We start from the raw sequence: 21,445 nt of genomic DNA on the forward strand, positions 1-21,445 counted from the left end.
AAGATCGATGCACCGAACAGCACAGGCACGCAGCGCGGCAGCAACCTTCAGTGAGGCTTTCCGAAATGCGCAGGCATTGCAGTCGGTGCGGCAGGCTTCTTCGCCGCGCGCTGGCCGGCAAGCTGAAGCCGCTTGTGCTCGAGATGATAGGCATAGAGGAACTGGGCAGCGATGCCGAAGACGACATAGATGGCGCCGACGACGGGGCTCTTGTTGGTCACGTAGAGAAGGACCTGACCAGCCATGGCGAGGATGGTGCCGGCAACGAAGATGTTCAGCGAATGCCGCCCGAGGATCGTCAGCGGGTGATTGGCCGAGCGGCGCAGGAACGCCGAAATGGCGGGGATGCTGACGATCAGATAGGCAAGCGCCAGAACATGCAGCAGCCGCGGCAGCGACAGGAAAGTCTTGTCGAAGCCGGTGACGACGGTCGGCAGACCGAGCATGGCGAGGTAGTCGCCGAGTATCCACAGCTTGTCGGTCACCCAGATGAAAGACACGAGCACATAGGCGCAGGCCAGCCCGATCAGAACCGGATGGGCAGGGATGTGCCCGCCGCGCTTGACATGCATGCTGGCGACGAAGCCGATGACGAAAAGCAGCTGCCAGGATAGCGGATTGAGGAACCAGAAGCCCTCAAGCAATGTCGTATGCGGCGCGATGTAATAGATGCCGGACACCAGCCAGACGCCAACCGAAATTGCGAGCAGAAGTAGGGGGCTTCTTGCTTCCAGCAGCATGATCAGCGGCAGCATCAGGAACAAGGCACCGTACATGGGTAGAATGTTGTTGTAGCCGATCTGGTGCCCGAGCGTCAGCAGCGCGGGAATGCCGCGCGCCGGGTCCATCAGCAGGGCAAGGATATTCACTTCGCAGAGCAAGCCCTTCTGGTGGAAAAGCCACGCGCCAGAAATGAAGAGCACCAGCGTCACGAAGGTCGTGATCATATGCGCGGTATAAAGCGTGAAGGCACGTTTGATCGCCTTCCATGCCATGTTCAGCCGATTGCCCGGAAGAAATCTCGTTCCATAGGCAAGGCCGACCGATATGCCGGAGATCAGCACAAAGGCTTCGGCACCATCGGAGAAGCCGAAATTCTTCGAAGTGAAATCCTCGAAGATCTGCCCCGGCACATGGTTGATGAAAATCATGATCAGAGCCAGGGCTCTGAGAACATCCAGTCGGGTATCCCTCTGGGAGACCGGCTTCGGCAAACTCACTCGTTGTGCCGACACCGAGCTCATATTCGCCCTCGAATTCATAAAACTCTCCTGTTCCGACACTCAAATGCAATCGGGGCCAAAGAGTTCCCCCTTTGGCCCCGATCGTCGAAGCGAAACAGTGCAGAAACGCTACTGTCCGACCGGATAGCCCTCTTCGGGATGGGCGACCGCCCTGTCATTGATAGTGACCGAGTATCCCGCCACATCGGGCGCTTTTGAGACGGAAATACGGTAATTTCCGCCCGGCAGCTCGATATCCGCCGTAAAGCCATCCCAGTTCGAGGGCAATGCCGGTTTGACGAAAAGTCGTCCGTTTTTCACGCGGATACCGAGAATGCCTTCGACAGCGAATGCCTTCGACAGCGACGCGATACAGCCAGCCGGCGGAGCCCGTGTACCAGGTCCAGCCGCCACGGCCCGTCAATTGTCCTTCGCCGTAGATATCAGCAGCAACCACATAGGGCTCTACACGATAGGTATCGGCCTGATCACGATCGCGTGCATGGTTGATCGGGTTCAGCATATCGAAGCAATGCCAGGCATCGTCACCGCGATCCATCTCGGCCAGCGCCATGACGACCCAGGTGGCCGCATGGGTATACTGGCCGCCATTCTCGCCCACACCAGGCGGATAGGACTTGATGTAACCCGGATCACGCGCCGACTTGGCAAAGCGCGGCGTGAACAGCCGGATGATGCGGTTTTCGTCATCCACCAGCTGGTCGAGCACGGCATTCATCGCCTTCTCGCCGCGCCATATTTTGAGATAAAGTTTACTGTTCCACACGGCACATTCCATCGGCCGAGCAAATTTTCCTTGCCCGGCGAAACTCTGCCGATGAAACGAGATCGGAAGCTGCACAAGGAGAAAAACGACCAGTCGTGATGGACCGGACCCGCAAACTTCCCGATTTTCAAGAGATGGGCCGCATCGGCCCCACATCAGCGGCGGAACAAAGCCGCCACCGGCCAAACGTCGCCTTAGACGACAAGCCCACAAACAATGGCCGCGACAAACAGGAATGCAGCCGAAAACAGTACGACATGAATCACTGTTTGAATCTTCTGCCGCGTCTTGGCGGCGCGCTTGGAACCATCGAACTGATTCACATGCGCATTCGAAATACCCAAATTCGCCATGTGTTGCCTCCGTTCGTTTCTTATATGTCTCTCAGGCCAAGCCCGGGACGGATATTCATACATTTCCTATCAATTAGGTAGAGATGAATTTCCGTCCAGAACGCGAGCCGAGAAAAATTAAACCATCTGAAGTCGAGGACCCGAAAGATCGGCAATGCCAATTCAGCAAAGAATGCGGCGGGCCCAAATCAAGCTGCGCTCGATGGCGCTGGTATCGGCCGTCTGCTCTTCGGCAGGTCCGGCCTGGCGGCGGCAGTTTTCGTCAGCAAGAGTAGCGGACCGTGCACCTTCCCGTTTCGCCGGAACCGGCGGATGAAGATAGCCCATGGTCATGCCACCCATGAAAAACATGTCTGCCTCCACTTAACGTCTGACCCCTTGTCGGGATCACGAAAGTTAACTGCCATTAACGAGATCATGACAGAATTGCGGCAGGTGTCAATAGTCTATACGATTGGTCGTGTTTACGCGCCCAGTTCGTTAACGCGCCGCTGAGGCACAAGCCGCCCGCTCAGGCGCGGACGAACCCCTTGCTGGCGACCATGAGATTGCGCGTGTAATCTTCCTTCACATCGCCGACAGCCAGTTCCTTCGCGGTCAGCCTCTCGACGACTGCGCCGTTGCGCATGACGGCCAGACGCTCGCACATATGGGTGATGACGCCGAGATCGTGGCTGACCATAACGAAGGTCAGATGGCGATCCCTGCGAACCTGCTCAAGTAGGTTGAGCACTTCGGCCTGCACCGAGGCATCGAGCGCCGAAGTCGGCTCGTCGAGCAACAGGATCGACGGCTCCACGATCAGCGCGCGCGCAATGGCGACGCGCTGGCGCTGGCCGCCGGAGAGCTGGTGCGGATAGCGGAAGCGGAAGCCCTTTCCGAGGCCGACTTCATCCAGCGCCCTGGCGATCCGGGTCTCCGTGTCGCCGATCCCATGAATCGACAAAGGCTCAAGCAGCAACCGGTCGATCGTCTGGCGCGGATGCAGGGAACCGTAGGGATCCTGAAACACCATCTGTACCTGGCGATAGAAGGTCTTGCTGCGCCTGGCGCCCTTGAGCTGTTCACCGCCGACGTGGATCGTGCCGTCGGTGACGGGCGCAAGGCCCGCAACGGCGCGCAGCAGCGTCGATTTGCCGGAGCCAGACTCGCCGACCAGACCGAAGGATTCGCCCTTGTTCACGTCGATGCCGACGGCGTCGAGCGCATAATAGCCATCATAGACCACACTGAGGCCATCAACTGCGAGTGCTGTCGTCATGCCGCCCACTCCGGCTTGCGGTCGAGCACCGGCAGCGGATGCCTGTTTTCGCCAATGACCGGCATGCAGTTCAGCAGGCCGCGCGTATAGGGATGCTGGGCATTGTTCAATTCGGAAGCTTTGAGTTCTTCCACTATCTTACCCGCATACATAACGATCACGCGGTCGCAGAAGGACGACACCAGCCGCAGGTCGTGCGAGACGAAAATCAGCCCCATGCCACGCTCGGAGACGAGCTTGTCCATGATCTTGAGGACATCGAGCTGAACGGTGACGTCGAGCGCCGAAGTCGGCTCGTCGGCAATCAGGAGCTCCGGCCCGGCGATCAGCATCATAGCGATCATGACGCGCTGGCCCATGCCGCCCGAAACCTCGTGCGGATGCAGGTCGTAGACACGGGCGGGATCGCGAATCTGTACCGCTTCCAGCATGGCAAGGGCGCGATCACGAGCCTCGGCCTTGCTCACCTTCTCATGGGTGCGCAGCGTCTCGGTGATCTGCTTACCGATGGTCATGACGGGATCGAGCGAATATTTCGGATCCTGCAGCACCATGGCGATGCGCTTGCCGCGCAATGAGCGCCGCTCTTTGGCCGAGATCGATAGCAAGTCGATACCGCTGAAATCGAGCTTGTCGGCTGTGACGATGCCGTGCGGCGGCGTCAGTCCCATGATGGCGCGGCCGGTCTGCGATTTGCCGGAACCGCTCTCGCCGACGATGCCAAGCCGCTCGCGACCCAGCGTGAAAGAGACGCCGCGCACGGCGTCGATGACGCCGGTACGGGTCGGATAGCGAACCTTAAGGTTTTCCACGGTCAGAAGTGCCGTCATTGCCCGCTCTCCTTCGGATCGAGCGCATCGCGCAGGCCGTCGCCGAGCAGGTTGAAGCCGAGGCTGACGATGAGGATCGCGATGCCGGGCATGGCCGCCACCCACCATTGATCGAGATAGTATTTGAAGCCGCTCGCGATCATGACGCCCCATTCCGGCAGCGGCGGCTGCGCGCCGAGCCCCAGGAAGCCGAGACCGGCGGCCGTCAGGATCACGCCGGCCATGTCGAGCGTCACACGGACGATCACCGAGGAGATGCAGAGCGGCATGACATGGCGGAAGATGATGCGCAGCGGCGAGGCACCCATGAGCTGCACGGCGGCGATATAGTCCGAACGCCGCACCGTCATTGTTTCAGCGCGCGCCAGCCGCGCATAGGGCGGCCAGGAGGTGATAGCAATCGCGATGACGGCATTTTCGATGCCTGCGCCGAGGGCGCCGGCGAAGGCAAGGGCCAGCACAAGCTTCGGAAAGGCAAGGAAGATATCGGTGATGCGCATCAGGATCACATCGACCCAGCCGCCCAGATAGCCTGACACCATGCCGATGATCAGCCCGATCGGCGCCGAGATGATCGCGACCAGAATGACGATGTAGAGTGTCCAGCGCGAACCGTAGATGAGGCGCGAAAGGATATCGCGGCCGAGATCGTCGGTGCCGAGAAGATAGCCCGGCGTGCCAGGTGGTTTCAGATAGGCATTCGTCAAGTCGCCGATGACGGGCGAATGCGGAGCGATGACATCGGCGAGCGCCGCCACGAGCACGAGCGCGATGATGATCGCGAGCCCGATGACGGCCAGGCGATTGGCGGAAAACTGCCGCCAGGTGACGTAGGCACGTCCCAATCTCGCCTGCCGGCGCGACTGCGGCCGGTCGGAGAGCAGCCAGTCCCTCAAGCTGGGTTGAGTGGTCTCGACAGTCATTTACGTCGGGTCCTTGGGTCGAGCGTCCGATACAGAAGATCGGAAATCAGATTGATGCCGATGAACACCGTGCCGACGACGATGGTGCCGCCGAGAACGGCATTCATGTCGGCATTGCGCAGCGAACTGGTGATATAGAAGCCGATGCCCGGCCAGGAGAAGACGATCTCGGTCAGCACGGATCCCTCGAGCAGCCCGGCATAGGAAAGCGCGATCACCGTGATCAGCGGCACGGCGGCACTGCGCAGGGCATGCCCCCAGATCACCCGCGTCTCGGAAAGGCCCTTGGCGCGGGCCGCAACGATATATTCCTGGCCTAGTTCGTTCAGCATGAAGCTGCGGGTCATGCGGCTGATATAGGCAAGCGAGAAATAGCCGAGCAGCGACGCCGGAAGGATGATGTGGCGGAACACGTCCCAGAAGACGTCCCATTGCCCCTGCATAGCGCTGTCTAGCAGGAAGAACCCGGTGACCGGCGTGAAAGTATATTCATAGGCGATGTCGATGCGGCCGGGATAGGCGACCCAGTTCAGCTTCGCATAGAAGATGACGAGCGAAACCATGGCCAGCCAGAAGACCGGCACGGAATAGCCGACGAGGCCAATCACGCGGACGATCTGGTCTATGATGCTGTTGCGGCGCACCGCGGCGAGCACACCGAATGGAACCCCGAAGATGGCGCCAATGATCGTGCCGACCGTCGCGAGCTCCATTGTCGCTGGGAAGACGCGCCTGATGTCATCCATGACCGGATTCGTCGTCAGAACCGACGTGCCGAAATCGCCGCTTAGAGCGCTGACGAGATAATAATAGAACTGCAGATAAAGCGGCTCGTCGAGATGCATCTCGCGCCGCAGACGTTCCAATATCTGCTGCGGCGCGTGATCGCCGGCGATCGCCAGCGCCGGATCGATCGGGATGACGCGCCCGATGAAGAAGGTGACGGCCAGAAGGCCGAGATAGGTGGTGACGGCGACGACGAGAAATCGCAGCAGCCCCATGAAAAAGGGAGCGGCACGGCCCTTTTTGGGCCGCACCTGCATTTTCCGTTCGACAGTGCTCAAAGACCTAGTCCTGCCGGATCATCACTTGGAGATCGGCCAGACGAAGTTGTTGTCGAAGCTCGGACCAAGCTTGAAGTCCTTCACGTCCTTGCGATAGCCGGCGACTTCCGTCTGCTGATAGAGGATGATGAAGGGGCTTGCTTCCAGGAATTTCTTCTGGATGTCCTGATACATTGCGCCGCGCTTGCTAGCATCGCCCTCGAAGAGCGCCGCCTTGGCCTGCTTCTCCAGTTCGGGAGCGGTCCAGGTGTTGCGCCACACGAGCGTCTTGTTGCTGCTGGTATCGGAATTGTCGTCGTTGGTGGTGAAGGTATCGGCATTGGAATGGGGATCCCAATAGTCCGGGCCCCAGTTGCCGAAGTAGATATCGTGATTACGGGCACGATATTTCGTCAGCTTCTGCTTGCCGTCGCCCGGGATGATTTCCACCTTGATGCCGGCCTGGCCGAGCGTCTGCTGGATGGCGGTCGCGATACCCGTATCCGGCTCGATGCTGCGCACGTCCATGGTGATCGAGAAGCCATTGGGCAGGCCTGCCTTGGCCAGCAATTCCTTGGCCTTGGCGACGTCGAGCTTGAACGGATTCTCATCCAGCGAGCCGAGCATGCCCTTCGGTTCGAACGTCTGGTGGATCTCGCCGATGCCCTTGATCAGCGTCTTGCCGATGGCATCGTAATCGACCAGATATTTGAACGCCTGCTGCACTTCTGGCTTGGCCAGATTGGCGTTCTTCTGGTTGAGGCTCATGTAGTAGATGGTGCCCTTCGGCGCACTGGTCGAAGCAAGCTGCGGGTTCTTCTCGACGGCCTCGAGATCGGTCGGCGACAGGTTGCGGGCGATATCGATATCGCCGTTCTCCAGCGCCAGGCGCTGTGCCGAGCTTTCCTTCATGAAGCGATAGATGACGCGGTTCAGCTTCGTCTTTTCGCCATAATAGTTGTCGTTGCGCTCCAGCACGACGGCCTCGTTGGCGCGCCATTCACGCAGCTTAAACGGGCCGGAACCGGCAAAGCCGGTCTTCAGCCAGCTGTTGCCGAAGTCGTTGTCGTACTTATAGTCGGCGGTCGGTGTTGCCGGCTTCACATGCTGCAGGACCAGTTTCTTGTCGACCACTTCGGCGACGGTCGCCGTCAGGCAGTTCAACACGAAGCTCGGCGCATAGGGCTTGTCGACGGTGAAGGTGAAGGTGTTCGCATCGGTTGCCTTAGCCTTCTCCGTTACGTTGTCGCCGGTCAGGCCGAATTGGGTAAGAATGAAGGCCGGGCTCTTGTTGAGCTTGACGACGCGCTCGAAGGACCATGCAACGTCTTCGGCGGTGATCGGATTGCCGGACGCAAACTTCAGGCCGGGCTTCAGCTTGAACGTATAGGTCAGGTGATCGTCGGAGACCGACCAGCTCTCTGCAAGGTCACCCTTGATCTTGGACGTATCGTTAATGTCGAGACGGACGAGCAGGCTATAGGTGTTGCCGGTGATTTCGGCAGCCGACAGCTCATAGGCTTCGGCCGGATCCATGCTGAGAATATCGTCGAAAGCAAAACCCTCGACCAGCGTGTCCTTGGGCGTGGCGGCATATGCATTCGGCGCCGCCATCAGCAGAAGCGAGAGAGCCGCGCCGGCAGACAGTGCGCGCAAACCGCGGTTCATCTTGGTCATCATCATTGTTTTCATTCCCCTCTTAACAAACTTTACGCAATATCGGCACGCACTTCACCGGCTACCTTCCTTCCAGGCGGACGCCAGGACCCGAAGCCAGTTCTCCCTGCACAGCTTTACAAGATCGGCCTCACCATAACCAGCGTTGCGAAGGGCTTCAATCAGCTTCTGGTTGCCTGCCGCATCAGCAATTTCAGCCGGAATCGTCGCACCGTCGAAGTCCGATCCGAGGCCGACGCAATCGATGCCGAGACGCCCGACGAGATGATCGACATGCCGAACCATCGCCTCGATTGGCGTGTCGGCATCCGAGCGCGCGTCGTCGCGCAGCATCGCGGTCGCATAGTTGAGGCCGACGATGCCGCGGCTCTCCTTGATGGCGTCGAGCTGCTTGTCGGTGAGGTTGCGCGCGACCGGCGTCAGCGCATGCGCATTGGAGTGGCTTGCAACCAGCGGCTGGTCCGACGTCTTCGCCACATCCCAGAAACCCTTTTCGGTTATATGGGCGAGATCGACGAGAATGCCGAGCTGGTTGCAGGCGCGCACCAGCGCGAAACCAGCCTCGGTGAGGCCAGGTCCTGTATCCGGCGAACTCGGATAGGCGAAAGGCACGCCATGGGCAAAGACATTGTTGCGGCTCCAGACGGGGCCGAGCGAGCGCAGACCGGCGGCATAGAAGGTTTCGAGCGCGACGAGATTGGCATCGATCGCCTCGCAGCCTTCCATGTGCATAACAGCAGCGAAAATGCCTTTCTCCATGCAGTCGCGAATGTCGGCCGTGGACCGGCAGAGCTTCCAGGCGCCGGCGCGGTCGAGTCTCAGCGCGATCGCGGCCATGTCCAGCGCGATGTCGAGAGAGGGCGCGCGCTCCAGCGGAGCCGCCAAAGGCGTGGCATAATGGCCATTGCTATCAGGATCGGCGAAAACGAGATCGCCCGAGGGAATATAGATGGCGCACAGCCCCCCGGCCAAACCGCCGGCCTTGGCCCGCGGAGCATCGATGTGACCGCTCGACGTCCCGTCCCGGAATTCGGCGATCGGGTCGGCGCCGTCGCGCGCGTGATGCCAGAGCCTCAGGAGAACGTCGTTATGACCATCGAATACGGCTTGCATTGTCTATCCCGGATGAAGCGCTCGAGTGAGCGAATGGAAAGCGGCCAGAATAGAAAAGCTGACAGGATTCGCCATACCCAAATGAAAAAAATTTGCATTTGCATGGAATGGCATCGTCAAATGGAAAAGGCGGGGTAAAAACCCCGCCTTGAGAGCATGTTAGAACGCTGACGATGTGTCGGGCATTTCAGCGCTTGGCCCGCTTCTTCTGGCGGTAGACGTCGATGGCAACAGCCGCGACGATGATGAACCCCTTGGCGATTTCCTGGTAATAGGCATCGACATTGAGGAAGGTGAAGCCGGAGATCATGACACCGAGGATGACCGTGCCGATCACCGTGCCGGCGATGCGACCGACGCCGCCGGTCAGCGACGTGCCGCCAATGACCGCAGCCGCGATCGCATCCAGCTCGTAGTTCACACCCATGCCGGCCTGCGCCGTCTGCACGCGGGCGGCCGTGATGATGCCGGCAAGGCCGGCCAGAAGCCCGGCAATCGCATAGACCTTGACCAGATGCGCCTCGACATTGATGCCCGATACGCGCGCCGCCTGCACATTGGCGCCGATCGCATAGGTGAACTTGCCATAGCGCGTGTAGCGCAGCACGACATGGAAGAGGACCGCGATGATGAGGAAGACGACGACCGGCCAAATTCCCGACCCGATGAAATTGAACTGGTCGGTCAGGCCTGAGATCGGCTGGCCCTTGGTATAAAGCTTCGACAGGCCGCGGGCCGAAACCATCATGCCGAGCGTCGCGATGAAGGGCGGGATCTTCGTTTTCGTGATCAGCTGACCGTTGATGTAGCCGGCAAGCAGGCCGATCAGCAAGCCAATGCCGATCGGCACGAAGAATGGCATGTCGGTCAGTGCGGGATAGACGGCCCTTGCCCATGTCGACGACTGGGCAAAGCTTGCAGCGACCATGGCCGTCAAGCCGACGACGGAGCCGGACGAGAGGTCGATACCGCCTGTGATGATGACCTGCGTCACGCCGACCGAGATGATGCCGATGACCGAGACCTGCAGGATCATGATCTTCAGGCGCTGCAGGTTCATCAGGAAGCTCTGGCCGACGAAGATCCAGCCGAGGACCTCGCAGAGGAGCGCGATGCCGATCAGCACCAGGAAGATGCCGAGTTCGGGCGGCACGCGGCGACGTCTTGGCCGTGTGACCGCCGGGGCGGTCGCCTCTGCAACTTTGCTAACCATGGTTCAATCCTCCCTTGCGATGATTGGCGGCGTCACTGCGCGGCCAGCTCCATCACCTTCACTTGAGTTGCGTCCGCACGATCCAGGAATCCCGTGACCCGTCCTTCATGCATGACCATAATGCGGTCGCTCATGCCAAGCACCTCGGGCATTTCCGACGAGATCATGATGACGGCGACGCCGTTGCGCGCCATCTCGGTAACGAGACGATGGATCTCGGCCTTGGCGCCGACATCGATGCCGCGCGTCGGCTCGTCCAGGATCAGAATGCGCGGATTGGTGAGCATCCACCGGCCGATCAGGGCCTTCTGCTGATTGCCGCCGGACAGATTTTCGATGCGTTCGTCGAGGTTCGGCGTCTTGACGCGCAGCTTGCGTGCCATCTCCTCGCAGGCCTCTTCGATCGCGCCCTCCTGCACGAAGCCGCCTCGCACGAACTTGTCGTGCAGCACGGCCACCTGCATGTTCTCGAGCACGCTCAAGATGAGAAGACAGCCGGTATCCTTGCGGTCCTCCGTCAGGAAGGCCATCCCGTGGCGGATTGCCGCCGCCGGCGAGGAAATCTCGGCCTTCTTGCCAAAAAGCTCGATCGTGCCGGAGGTAGCAGGCGTCACGCCGAAGATGGTCTCGGCCACATTCGACCGACCCGATCCGACAAGCCCGGCCACGCCGAGGATCTCGCCGGCCCTCACATCGAAGGACACATTGGAGAAGACGCCGTCGAGGCTCAAATCCTTGACCGACAGCACGGTCTCGCCGATCGGCACTTCCTCCTTCGGGAACATCTGCGTGATCTCGCGGCCGACCATCATGCGGATGATGTCGTCGCGCGTCACATCGGTGGAGGCATGCGTGCCGATATATTTGCCGTCGCGGAACACCGAAAACTCGTCGGCGATCTCGAACAGCTCGTTCATCTTGTGGGTGATGTAGACGATGCCGATGCCCTGGGCGCGCAGGTCGCGGATAATCTGGAATAGATGCGCCACCTCGCGCTCGGTGAGCGCCGAGGTCGGCTCATCCATGATCAGCACGTCGGAATTATAGGAGACCGCCTTGGCGATTTCGACCATCTGGCGGCTTGCGACAGAAAGCTCGCGCACCTGGATTTCAGGATCGATGGAAATGTTGAGGCGCTGGAAGAGCTCCTCGGTCTTGCGGCTCATCTCCGCATGGTCGACGAGGCCAAAACGGTTCTTCGGCTCGCGGCGGATCCATATATTCTCCGAAACCGTCATGAATGGCATCAGGTTCAATTCCTGATGAATCATGGCGATACCGTTTTCCAGTGCGTCGAGCGGTGACTTCAGCCGGATTTCGACGCCCTTGAGGCGTACCTCGCCCTGATCGGGGATATAGATACCGGCAAGGATCTTCATCAGCGTCGACTTGCCCGCGCCGTTTTCGCCCATCAGCGCATGCACCGTTCCACGCTTCAGGCGGAAGGAAACGTCATCGAGGGCGAGCACGCCGGGGAATTCCTTGCGGATGCCTTCGGCGCTCAACAGATAGGCGGCATTGGGAACAACGCCGCTGGCGCGCACCGCCGCCATGGTGGATGGGCTCACAACCATTTTTCCCTCCCGGGCAGATCGGATTTCAAAGGATACGGGCTTTTTAAGCCCGTATCCGTCGATCACTCTCGTCCTCAGTTCTTCTTGACGAAGTCCTTGACGTTAGCCGGCGTGACGAGCTGGAAGGGGATATAGACCTTCTTCTCGACCTTATCGCCCTTGGCAAGCTTGAGTGCGGCATCGACTGCACCCTTGCCCTGGCCGGCGGCATCCTGGAACACGGTGACCTTCAGGTCGCCAGCCTGCATGGCGGCAAGCGCGTCCTGCGTGGCGTCGACGCCCGCAACGACGATCTTGTCCAGCGACTTGCCGGAAGCTTTTAGTGCCTGGATAGCGCCGATCGCCATTTCATCATTGTTGGAGATGACGGCATCGAATTCGATGCCGCTGGAGAGCCAGTTGGTCATCAGGTCGGCACCCTGGGTGCGCTGCCAGTTGGCGGTCTGCTCCTGAACGATCTTAATGCCCTTGCACTCGTCGGTCGCCACGACATCATGGACGTCCTTGGTGCGCATGCGGGCAGCCTGGTTGGAAAGCTCGCCCATCATGATGACGGCCTTACCCTTCCCGCCCAGCAGCCGGCAGACTTCCTTGGCTTCCAGCGTACCGGATTCCTGCTCGTTCGAGGCGACGAAAGCCTGTTTGTCCGGAAGGCTGTCGACGTTTGCCGGCTCGCGGTTGACGTAGACGAGCGGGATCTTTGCGTCGGCGGCGAGCTTGGAAATCGCAGCCGTCGCGTCGGTATCGACCGGGTTCACGATGATGGCATCGACCTTACTGGCGATGAAGTTTTGGATCTGGCTCTGCTGCTTGGCGATGTCGTTCTGGGCGTCTTCGACCTGCAGGGTCACGCCCTTGTCCTTGGCGTAGTCCTGCATGCCGTTGCGCAGAACGGTCAGGAAGTTGTCGTCGAAGAGCGCCATCGAAACGCCGATGGTTTGGGCGTGGGCAGCGGTCGACAGCAGAAGAGCCATCGCGGAGCCAAGGATAAATTTCTTCATGTTTTCCTCCCAGATAAGGTGCCCGGCCACACCCCTCCTAAATGCCGGAGCCCCCAGTTTCGACTGCGGGGCCTCTAGTCAATTCAGCCGCCACTCCCATGGCGACCACATCGAAAAACGGAACAAACAAACCGTAAAATTCTCTATCCGGAATATTCATTCCATTTTTCAAGGGAAAGGTCAACAGCAAATTCTAGTCCCCGAAACGGGACCTCACGACGACGCGTTTTCTCGTGTCCGCTGGTGCAAGAATAGGCGGTCTAACCCTACATATAAGCGCCGATACCGTAGAACGATTATTCCATCGAGATGGAAACGGAATAGAATGTCGGCAAACCCACCAGCCGCGCCGCGGCCCGCAATGGAGAAAACGCATGCCCTCGATGTACAGTTTCTCAGTCCCCATCTTTCAACGCGGCCTGCAAAACCTTTCGGCCTATCTCGACAAGATCGAAGCCTATGCGACGGAGAAAGGCATTGCGGCGGAGGAACTCGTTTCCGCGCGCCTGATCGACGACATGCTGCCGCTCTCCGGCCAGTACCAGCGCGCCTCGGATACGGCGAAGCTCACCATTTCCCGTCTCGCCGGGATCGATGCGCCGCGTTTCGAAGATAACGAGACGACCGTCGCGGACTTGCGGGAGCGTCTGAAGAAGACGCAGGATTTTTTGGCGACGATCACGCCGGCCACCATGGAAGGCAGCGAAACGCGGGAAGTGACGATCACGCCGGGAGGCAACAAGATCACCTTCAAGGGCGAAGATTACCTGGCGAAATTCGCGCTGCCGAACTTCTTCTTCCACGTCACCACTGCGCACGACATCCTGCGCAGCCGCGGCCTGGCGGTGGGCAAGATGAATTATCTCGGCGCACTCGGCTAAGATGATTCAGGGCCGGAGCGAGACCGGCCCTTTTTCCGTCAGTTCCGTATAGGCGAGCGTCTGGTCGAGATGCTCCGCGCGAAGGGAAAGCAGCTTTTCGGCATAGGTAAGCCTGATCGCCATATAGGCGCCGTCTTCGGCGACATTGGACAGCTCGGCCGGATCCTTCGCCAAATCGAAGAGCAGCGGCGGCAGCCCGGCGCAATGGACATATTTGAAGCGCTCGTCGCGAACGACCGCCAGATTGCAGGCATTGGACCGCAAGCCGAAATGCTGCTCGGGGACACCCTCGGCAATATCGCGGAAATCGAACTCCCAGAAAGCCGCGTCGCGCCAGTTTTCCGGCTCGGAACCGGAAAGGAACGGCAGCAGGCTTTCGCCATCGACATGATTTGCCGGGGCGATGCCAAGCCGGTCGCACAGGCTCGGGAAAATATCCGCAGCACTGGTGAAATGCTCCACCTGCCGGCCGTGCGTGGCAAGCTGGCCGGGATTGCGAATAACGAGCGGCACATGATAGCTGCCGTCGAAGAAACTGCCCTTGCCGAGCATCCAGTGGTCGCCCATCATCTCGGCATGATCTGATGTGAAGACGATGATGGTATCGTCCCAGGCGCCTGCATCCTTCAATGCCTGCCAGATCCGGCCGAGCTGCGCGTCGACCTCGGCAATCATGCCGTAATAGATCGCGCGGATCGCCGCAAAGTCTTGTGACGTCCAGTCGCTAATGGAGCCTTTGCCGCCATAGATGAAGCCGCTCTTGCCGATCAGTGGTAGGCCAAAGGCGAGCAGCGGATGCGCTGCCATTTCCGTCTCGCGATCGGCGGCGCGCGCAAAGGTCGGGCCGTCGGCGGGCGAAAACATACGGTTATAAGGCTCCGGCACCGAGAAAGGCGGATGCGGCCTTAGGAAGGAAACATGCGCGAACCAGGGCTGATCCTGTTCGCCGAGCCAGCGGATGAATTCGCCCGCCAGAAAGGCCGTCTGCGTCTCCTCCTTGGAATAGGCGGGTGCGTTGCTGGAAATCTCGCCGGGTTCGGCGCCGACGGGAATATGGATATCCCGGCTGACGGCATCGGCATGGCCGCGCGACCGCAGCCAGGAAAGCCATTGTTTCTCGTGCTCGGGCAAAAGCTGCCGCGGCGTGAAGCCGGGCAGTACTCCCTCATAGGTCGTCAGATGCGGATCGTGGGGATCGCGGCGGCGCGGATCGGGCGCCGTGTCGGTATAGCCGAACAGCGTCGGGTCATAGCCGGCCCGCCGCGCCGCGAGCGCGACATTGTCGAAACGGCCATCCAGCGGCGAACCATTGCGGCAAACACGATGGTTCATCTGGTAAAGACCGGTATAGAGCGTCGCGCGCGCCGGCGAACAGGGGGCCGTTCCGGCATAGTGCCGCCGGAAGAGCACGCCTTCCCGCGCGAGCGCATCGACATTCGGCGTCTTCACGCATTGATGCCCGACGGCGGAGAGGCAATCTCCCCGCCACTGGTCGGCTGAAATCAGCAGGACATTCGGGCGTTTGCCCTCAACACCAGCGACAGAACGCCGTTTAGTGCTGGTTGGATTTGGCATGCCAATTCCAGGCGGATTGGATGATCTCGGTCAGGTCATATTGCGGCGACCAGCCAAGAATATCGCGAGCCTTGTCGTTATTCGCGACAAGCGTCGTCGAATCGCCCTCGCGGCGGCCGACATACTCGACCGGAAACGGCCGGTTCGACACGGTCTCGATCGTTCCGAGCAATTCCTTCACCGTCGTTCCCGTGCCGGTGCCGAGGTTGAGCGCGACGGAATCGCCGCCATCAAGCAAATATTGCACGGCTCGCACATGAGCGTCGGCGAGGTCTAACACATGGATGTAATCGCGCACGCAGGTGCCGTCGCGCGTGTCATAGTCGCTGCCGAAGACCTTGAAGCCCTGACGGCGACCAAGGGCGGCATCGATGGCGAGCGGGATCGCATGGGTTTCCGGCGTATGCCATTCGCCGATGCGCCCCTCGAAATCGGCGCCGGCAGCATTGAAATAGCGCAGAACCACGGAGCGCAGCCCCTTGTATTGGTCATAATCCGTCAGCGCCTGCTCGACGATATATTTCGTGCGGCCATAAGGATTGATCGGCACCTGCTGGTGGCTCTCGTCCAGCGGCACGCTCTGCGGCAGACCGTATGTTGCGCAGGTCGAGGAGAAGACGAAAGCCTTCACACCGGCCGCCTGCGCTGCGGACAGCAGCGTCAGCGTGCCGATGACATTGTTTTCGTAGAAGGCGACGGGATCCTTGACCGATTCGCCGACCTCGATCAGTGCGGCGAAATGCAGGATAGCGGCAGGCTTGTGCTTGGCCAGCACCTCGTCGAGGCGCGCCCGATCGCGGATATCGCCTTCCTCGGCCGGACCCCATTTGACGAATTCGCGATGCCCATTGGAGAAATTGTCGTAGACGACGGGTTTGAACCCCTTATTCGCCAGATCCAGACAAGTGTGCGAACCGATATATCCGGCTCCGCCGACCACAAGCACCGTTTCTCCTGCCATGACCATCCCTTCTTAACTCACAAGGATTTGCCGCCTCGAACGCGGCGGACCGGTTCGATCCGACGCGTACACTTAGAGAGCTGTAGCCGACTTGCAAGGCGGGAGAAAGGAGCAAGATTGGTAGTCTCAAGAATGGACGCAGGCGAAAAAGCTAAGCCGGCTTCACCTCCGCCTTGCCGCTATGCATGAGAATTCCCGCAAGCGCCAGAACCGGCGGCAGCAGGAAACAAGCCATGCCGACGATCAGGAAAAGCGCCGCCGCCAGCGCGCAGCCGAAGGCAAAGCCGCCGACGGCCGCTCCCATGCGGCGAAGCCGCGCCTGCATCGCCGCCTTTTCTTCTGGCTTGGCACCATGGAGCAGATCGGCGATGTCGATCATGATCTGCGTCGTCGTGCCCGTCATCATGGTCGTCGGTGGTGTCGAGCCGAGGTGAATGCGATGCGCCGTCGTCTGGATAGCCATGGCGGCGACAAGGGTCATGCCCGTCAGAAGCGGCTGCCAGCCGTCTCCATCGCCAAACGGACCGAAGCGCAAAGCGAGGATCGCCGCGAACGCTAATAGCAGCAATTTCAGCGAGAGGATGATCTGCAGCGTCGGCAGATTGCGCCGCGAGAGATCGCCGCCAAGGAGACGGGCGAGAATGACGACGACGCAGAAAACCGGCAACGCCAGAAGCTTGGCCAGCGCGCCCGACGTTCCAAGCGCCAGGGAAGCACCGAGCGTGACGAAATTGCCCGTGACATGCGCCGTGAACAGGCCATGCAGGGCAAGAAACCCCGCGGTATCGACATAGCCGCCATTGATGCTCAGAAGGGTGGGCAGGCTCGGCTTCATTGCTTTCTCGCTCGCTTCGATCGTCTCCGACCTTATCGCGCCGAATGACCTCCGATGTCGAGACGTTTGCGCGCTGGAGAAGCGAAACATCGCCGTGCGGCGCCGGTCGGTCCGGATATAAGCCTATCGTTCCCTCTAAAATCTCCGGATGCTCTCAGCGATCAACGCCACGGGCATGGTTGATCGTTCGAAGTTGGCGCTCGGCGATAATCTCTTCTGCCCTATCTGTAGCGACGACACGTTGGACCATGCGCAATTGGCCCAGGATGGCCTTGAAGTCCGTCTGCTGAGACTTTGAGACCATGTTGGCAGCATCAGCTTCATTGCGCAAAATGACACCGGGTCCGAAGCGAGCATCAAGTGCCTTGCTAACGAGAGAAAATTCCTGACGGACATCTGCCGACAACGACCGGACCAATCGTGCCAGTTCGCGCGGCTTCTTCTCCGTCTCGGACGAAATGTGTCGCAGCGCTGTCTGAGCGGTTCTCGTCAACGCCGGAATAGGTATTGCCATCCGTTCCCGCTCTATCATGACCGCCGCTATTTCGTCCTCAAAAGCGCTCAAGTAAAATCGCCCCAGAGAGCGTACATTAGCACCAACTGCTTCAACCGCCCGCAGAGCTTCCCTACGCTCGCGGCCACCAGCGAGCAGCCTATCCAACGTTCTGCCGCTACCGCGCAAAGGGCCATAGGCAGTTGGCTCTGTGGCGACGGCACGTGCAATACGCTCAGGGTCGATCTGCTTATGCACCAGATCTTCGATCATCGCCACAGCGGCTGCGGGATCGCGCCAGATCACGGACCCAGTCGCGGTGAGTGCTGCTCTCGCCTGTTTGTAATGCTCAGTCTCGATTACGCGTGTTCGGGCCTCCTCGTCGAGGCTTACATTGAATTTCGTGACCGCCGGCAACATCGCAGGAGATGCGAGTTGGGCGAGACGCGCCTCTTCTGCAAACGATGGGCTAAGGGAGTTCACTGCGGGTAATAGATCGGAAGCATCCGCCCCCGGAACGGGCAAGGCGTCTCTGTCGTGTGTTGAGTGAATAAAAGCATTCCCCCCTGAAGTTGCGACTGGCACCTCCAGGGGCACGTTCGCCCGTCGCCAGAGCCGCGCCACATGATCACTTTTTGCCGTGAGCCAATTGGATAGGCGCTCCACCTGTAACTCGACGGCGTAACCATACTCCGCGATAGTGTCGATGCCGCGCCGCCGTGCGAAATCGAAAGCTACGGATTGATAAGACGGCTCGTTTTCGAAATCGAGCGTCGTAGTCTTTTCGCCGGGGCGCGACAGCCGTTCAATCAATTGCGCAAAGAGCGTCGGCGGGCGGTGTTCGGCGTCAATTTGCTCCATCCGAGCCTCGGCCTTATCAATTGAATATGCCGTCCAAATATTGCGGCCGACAATGCGATCCTCGAAATGCCTCGCCCCCGTTTCCTCATCAACAACGGGCATTTTAACGGTAACTTTTTCAGTCCCCTCCTTGCGCATGGTCACTATATCCCCGACCCCGACGCCGGCCGTCTCAAGCGCCTTGGGCAGATTGACGCCCCAAAGGCGATGCGTGGTTCCATCGGTCGTTCTGACGTCGACATAAGGAGAAGGACCAGAGTCGTCCCGCTTGCGAAACTTCGCAAGTCCGATTTCAACAACCTCGCCGGTGATGCCAGTGGCATGCTCGACGCGTGTCGTCTTGGCCCGTTCGAACTTTGGCTGAAAATCTTCCCTTGCCGCATAAAGATCGACACGCTCGCGATGACGCGTCATGGCAACATATGTCAGGTGTCGGTCCATCATGCCTGTTGCCAGCACGAAAGCGCGGTTGAAGGTCGATCCTTGAGTCTTGTGAATCGTTGCGGCATAGCCATGGTCGACGTTGCGATAAGTCTCCTCGGAGAACATGACATCCCGACCACTGTCCAACCGAACCAAAAGCAATGGTACCCCGCCTCGACCCGCTGTCGATATGACCGTTCCAAACATGCCGTTCTTGACGTGCTGAACAGTTAAGTGAGGGGCTTTGGGTTCGACGAACCGTGCATTTTCGAGGAAGATGATCCGGTCTCCCTCGCTAAACTCACGTATGCCGCGCTCTGTACGAAACGACCTACCCTCCCCAAGCGCATCCTGTTGCAACAGGATCGCACGGATCGCGTCGTTGAGGCGTCTCACATCGCTGTTGGTGTGGGCCAGAACCATCAACTCGTCGCCACGCAACTTACGACCTTCGACCTGCGCCTTGGCAATGACCTCAAGGCGAGCGCTGGCCCAGTCGGAGACGATGCGTTGAACCGCATCATTGCGCGTGTCACTTTCAAGGAGATGGCCATGGGCGCTATAGGCCTTCAAGGCTTCCTCAACATTTCCACGGGCAAACAGACGGGACGCCTCTCGCGCCCATTCGTGCCGCTGGCGGCGAACGCCGACCAATTCGGCAAAGCCGATCCGCTCGATGATGGCACGGAAGGAAGCCCCCGCCTGGATCGGCTGAAGTTGCATTGCGTCGCCAACAAGAACTGCTTTCGCGCCCGCATCCTCGACGCGTTTGAGAAGACGCGCCATCTGTTGCGACGATACCATGCCAGCTTCGTCTAGAACCAACACGTCGCCCTTCTGCAGCAGGTCATAGTCGTTTTTCCAGGCAAGCTCCCAAGCGGCAATTGTACGCGAACGGATCCCGGAACTGCTATTCAATGCCTCCACCGCCTTACCGGCGAGCGCCGCTCCGAGGACGCGCCTGCCGTCTCGCTCCCAGGCAATACGTGCCACGCTCAGCAATGTCGATTTGCCAGCGCCCGCAATACCGACGACTGCGGCAATGCCGCTATCAGCTGTGACATGCCGAACCGCATCGAGCTGCTCAGGGTCAAGGCGAATGGCCTTGTCGGGCGCCGCCTCAATCTCAACAATCGCAGCATCAACTTGGGAAGGTGATACCGCAAAGCCACCGATGTTCGAGAGATTGAATGCCGACCGCGCCATGTGGAATTCGGTTCTGATCGTCGCGCGCGTCGTGAAGACTGCCGGCAGCTCGACCGCACCAGTTTCCGCACTCACCTTCTGCGGCCGCAGCATTACCAATTCCTCAGACGCCATCAGTTTCGCGCGGATATTGGCAAAGACGATTGGATCATCAACATGGCGGTGCAGGGCGCGGGCAATCTCGGTTTCATCGAAGGTCGAGCGCTCATTGCTGAGTTGCCTAAGCAGTAGCCCGGGGTCGGCAGTGAGGCGTTCCGCCGTCTCGTAACGCTGTGCCAATGCCGCCGGCGCGAAATAGACATTGGCACCTTTGCGTAGAAGCGCCGTACGGGCAGGACCGATATGGCGCCGCCCCATTCCCCGCAATCCCTGCTCCTCGTAGGAGCGGCCGTCTATGCGGATATCGTGACCGGCAAGTGCCAGATGGCGCGTTAGCGTTTGAGCCCAGGCAAGCTTCCACTCCTCCATCGTTTCCTTGTTGCCTGCCCACGGACGGTAAATGATTGTTCCTTTCGGCCTATCTGGGCTTTTGAGGCGCAGAGGCTCGCCGGTGTCGTCGACGATAGCGATCTGCTTCGGCCCAAACCCTTCCGCGGTCAGCGGACGCAGTGTGGTCATAACGTGGACGTGCGGATTTCCCTTCTTATCGTGATAGACCCAGTCTGCAACCATTCCGCACGACAGGAGGTTCTCGCGAACGAAATCGCGCACCAGCGCAATATTCTCCGTCCTGCTGAGCTCGTTTGGAAGGGCAAGGATGATCTCGCGCGCAAGCCGTGCATCGCACCGGGTCTCGAAACGATCGACAACATTCCAGAGCGCTTCACTGGCGCCGGCAACCGATCGTCCGTCGATCAAAACTCGCAACCATGCCGGCGTATCATCAGGAAGAGCGAGTTCCTCGTATATGAGTTCGGCCGCGCCTGCGGAGTAGCGGAACTTGGTCCCCACCTGCTCATCCGTCATCTTGGTACGATGCCGATAGGCAGCAGCCGAGACAACGCTCTGTCCCGCTCCGCGGCTGATCATTTTCGCTCTCAAAAACATAATAGCCAAATTTGACTCTTCCTTTTCCAGCACATCGGTACCGCATAGATATCGAGAGACCTGGCGAAAAGGCCCATAATAGGCCGGTTTTCTAGGATGAATTCCACTTTCCTATATTATTTCAGTCCATTTGACTACTGCATTTAATGCAGTATAAAAGATTCC

17 protein-coding genes and 1 pseudogene are annotated in these 21,445 nt (G+C 59.6%); 1 reads left to right on the forward strand and 17 read right to left on the reverse strand.

Going from position 1 to position 21,445, the window contains the following annotated elements; translation table 11 throughout:
- Positions 1–47: 47 nt before the first annotated feature.
- From JJQ51_RS09520 to JJQ51_RS09580, 13 genes and pseudogenes are all read right to left on the reverse strand, one after another.
- On the reverse strand, positions 48–1,244 hold the full coding sequence (locus tag JJQ51_RS09520) for an OpgC family protein (RefSeq protein ID WP_233790107.1): 1,197 nt from the start codon (positions 1,242–1,244) through the stop codon (positions 48–50).
- Positions 1,245–1,352: 108 nt separating this feature from the next.
- Positions 1,353–1,977 (reverse strand): annotated as a pseudogene (locus JJQ51_RS09525) (GH36-type glycosyl hydrolase domain-containing protein); the annotation flags it as partial.
- A gap of 227 nt (positions 1,978–2,204) precedes the next feature.
- Positions 2,205–2,363 carry a hypothetical protein gene (locus tag JJQ51_RS09530; protein WP_173004597.1) on the reverse strand — a complete coding sequence of 53 codons (159 nt, stop codon included), beginning with the start codon at positions 2,361–2,363 and terminating at the stop codon, positions 2,205–2,207.
- A 162-nt stretch (positions 2,364–2,525) separates the two neighbouring features.
- A complete protein-coding gene (locus JJQ51_RS09535; RefSeq protein ID WP_113352740.1) occupies positions 2,526–2,714 on the reverse strand; it encodes a hypothetical protein in 189 nt (62 codons plus the stop codon).
- 160 nt (positions 2,715–2,874) lie between these two features.
- Positions 2,875–3,624 carry an ABC transporter ATP-binding protein gene (locus JJQ51_RS09540; RefSeq protein WP_113396412.1) on the reverse strand — a complete coding sequence of 250 codons (750 nt, stop codon included), beginning with the start codon at positions 3,622–3,624 and terminating at the stop codon, positions 2,875–2,877.
- The gene (locus tag JJQ51_RS09545) at positions 3,621–4,454 is read right to left on the reverse strand and encodes an ABC transporter ATP-binding protein (protein WP_145321891.1); all 834 of its coding nucleotides are present in this window, start codon (positions 4,452–4,454) and stop codon (positions 3,621–3,623) included. Before JJQ51_RS09545 ends, JJQ51_RS09540 begins: the two co-directional genes overlap by 4 nt.
- Complete coding sequence (locus JJQ51_RS09550; protein WP_069611510.1) at positions 4,451–5,377, reverse strand: ABC transporter permease; 927 nt, start codon at positions 5,375–5,377, stop codon at positions 4,451–4,453. Before JJQ51_RS09550 ends, JJQ51_RS09545 begins: the two co-directional genes overlap by 4 nt.
- Complete coding sequence (locus tag JJQ51_RS09555) at positions 5,374–6,441, reverse strand: ABC transporter permease (protein WP_113352743.1); 1,068 nt, start codon at positions 6,439–6,441, stop codon at positions 5,374–5,376. Before JJQ51_RS09555 ends, JJQ51_RS09550 begins: the two co-directional genes overlap by 4 nt.
- Positions 6,442–6,462: 21 nt before the next feature.
- Positions 6,463–8,103, reverse strand: a complete 1,641-nt coding sequence (locus JJQ51_RS09560; protein WP_113352744.1) for an ABC transporter substrate-binding protein — start codon at positions 8,101–8,103, stop codon at positions 6,463–6,465.
- 48 nt (positions 8,104–8,151) lie between these two features.
- Positions 8,152–9,210, reverse strand: a complete 1,059-nt coding sequence (locus JJQ51_RS09565) for a dipeptidase (RefSeq protein ID WP_113352745.1) — start codon at positions 9,208–9,210, stop codon at positions 8,152–8,154.
- Between the two features lie 187 nt (positions 9,211–9,397).
- Positions 9,398–10,423, reverse strand: a complete 1,026-nt coding sequence (locus JJQ51_RS09570) for an ABC transporter permease (protein ID WP_113331408.1) — start codon at positions 10,421–10,423, stop codon at positions 9,398–9,400.
- Positions 10,424–10,455: 32 nt separating this feature from the next.
- Complete coding sequence (locus tag JJQ51_RS09575; protein WP_113352746.1) at positions 10,456–11,997, reverse strand: sugar ABC transporter ATP-binding protein; 1,542 nt, start codon at positions 11,995–11,997, stop codon at positions 10,456–10,458.
- A 74-nt stretch (positions 11,998–12,071) separates the two neighbouring features.
- The gene (locus JJQ51_RS09580) at positions 12,072–12,998 is read right to left on the reverse strand and encodes a sugar ABC transporter substrate-binding protein (protein ID WP_113396414.1); all 927 of its coding nucleotides are present in this window, start codon (positions 12,996–12,998) and stop codon (positions 12,072–12,074) included.
- A gap of 374 nt (positions 12,999–13,372) precedes the next feature.
- Here JJQ51_RS09580 and JJQ51_RS09585 point away from each other — a divergent pair, with 374 nt between their 5' ends.
- A complete protein-coding gene (locus tag JJQ51_RS09585) occupies positions 13,373–13,879 on the forward strand; it encodes a DUF1993 domain-containing protein (RefSeq protein ID WP_113396415.1) in 507 nt (168 codons plus the stop codon).
- Positions 13,880–13,885: 6 nt separating this feature from the next.
- On the opposite strand, the gene JJQ51_RS09590 is transcribed toward JJQ51_RS09585, so the two are convergent.
- The 4 genes from JJQ51_RS09590 to traA form a co-directional block, all read right to left on the reverse strand.
- Positions 13,886–15,454 (reverse strand): alkaline phosphatase family protein, encoded by a 1,569-nt coding sequence (locus JJQ51_RS09590; RefSeq protein WP_269244615.1) that lies wholly within the window; start codon positions 15,452–15,454, stop codon positions 13,886–13,888.
- Positions 15,432–16,415, reverse strand: coding sequence for a UDP-glucose 4-epimerase GalE (gene galE / locus JJQ51_RS09595; protein ID WP_269244616.1), 984 nt, complete (start codon positions 16,413–16,415; stop codon positions 15,432–15,434). The genes JJQ51_RS09590 and galE overlap by 23 nt, the downstream gene beginning before the upstream one ends.
- Before the next feature lie 151 nt (positions 16,416–16,566).
- Entirely contained in the window at positions 16,567–17,250 is a 684-nt protein-coding gene (locus JJQ51_RS09600; protein WP_113331396.1) for a YoaK family protein, read from the reverse strand.
- A 154-nt stretch (positions 17,251–17,404) separates the two neighbouring features.
- Positions 17,405–21,289: a Ti-type conjugative transfer relaxase TraA gene (traA, locus tag JJQ51_RS09605; protein ID WP_269244681.1), complete on the reverse strand. Its 3,885-nt coding sequence runs from the start codon at positions 21,287–21,289 to the stop codon at positions 17,405–17,407.
- Between the last annotated feature and the right edge of the window lie 156 nt (positions 21,290–21,445).

Origin of the sequence: Rhizobium sp. AG207R (genome assembly GCF_027109195.1) — a bacterium.
Lineage (GTDB): Bacteria > Pseudomonadota > Alphaproteobacteria > Rhizobiales > Rhizobiaceae > Rhizobium > Rhizobium dioscoreae.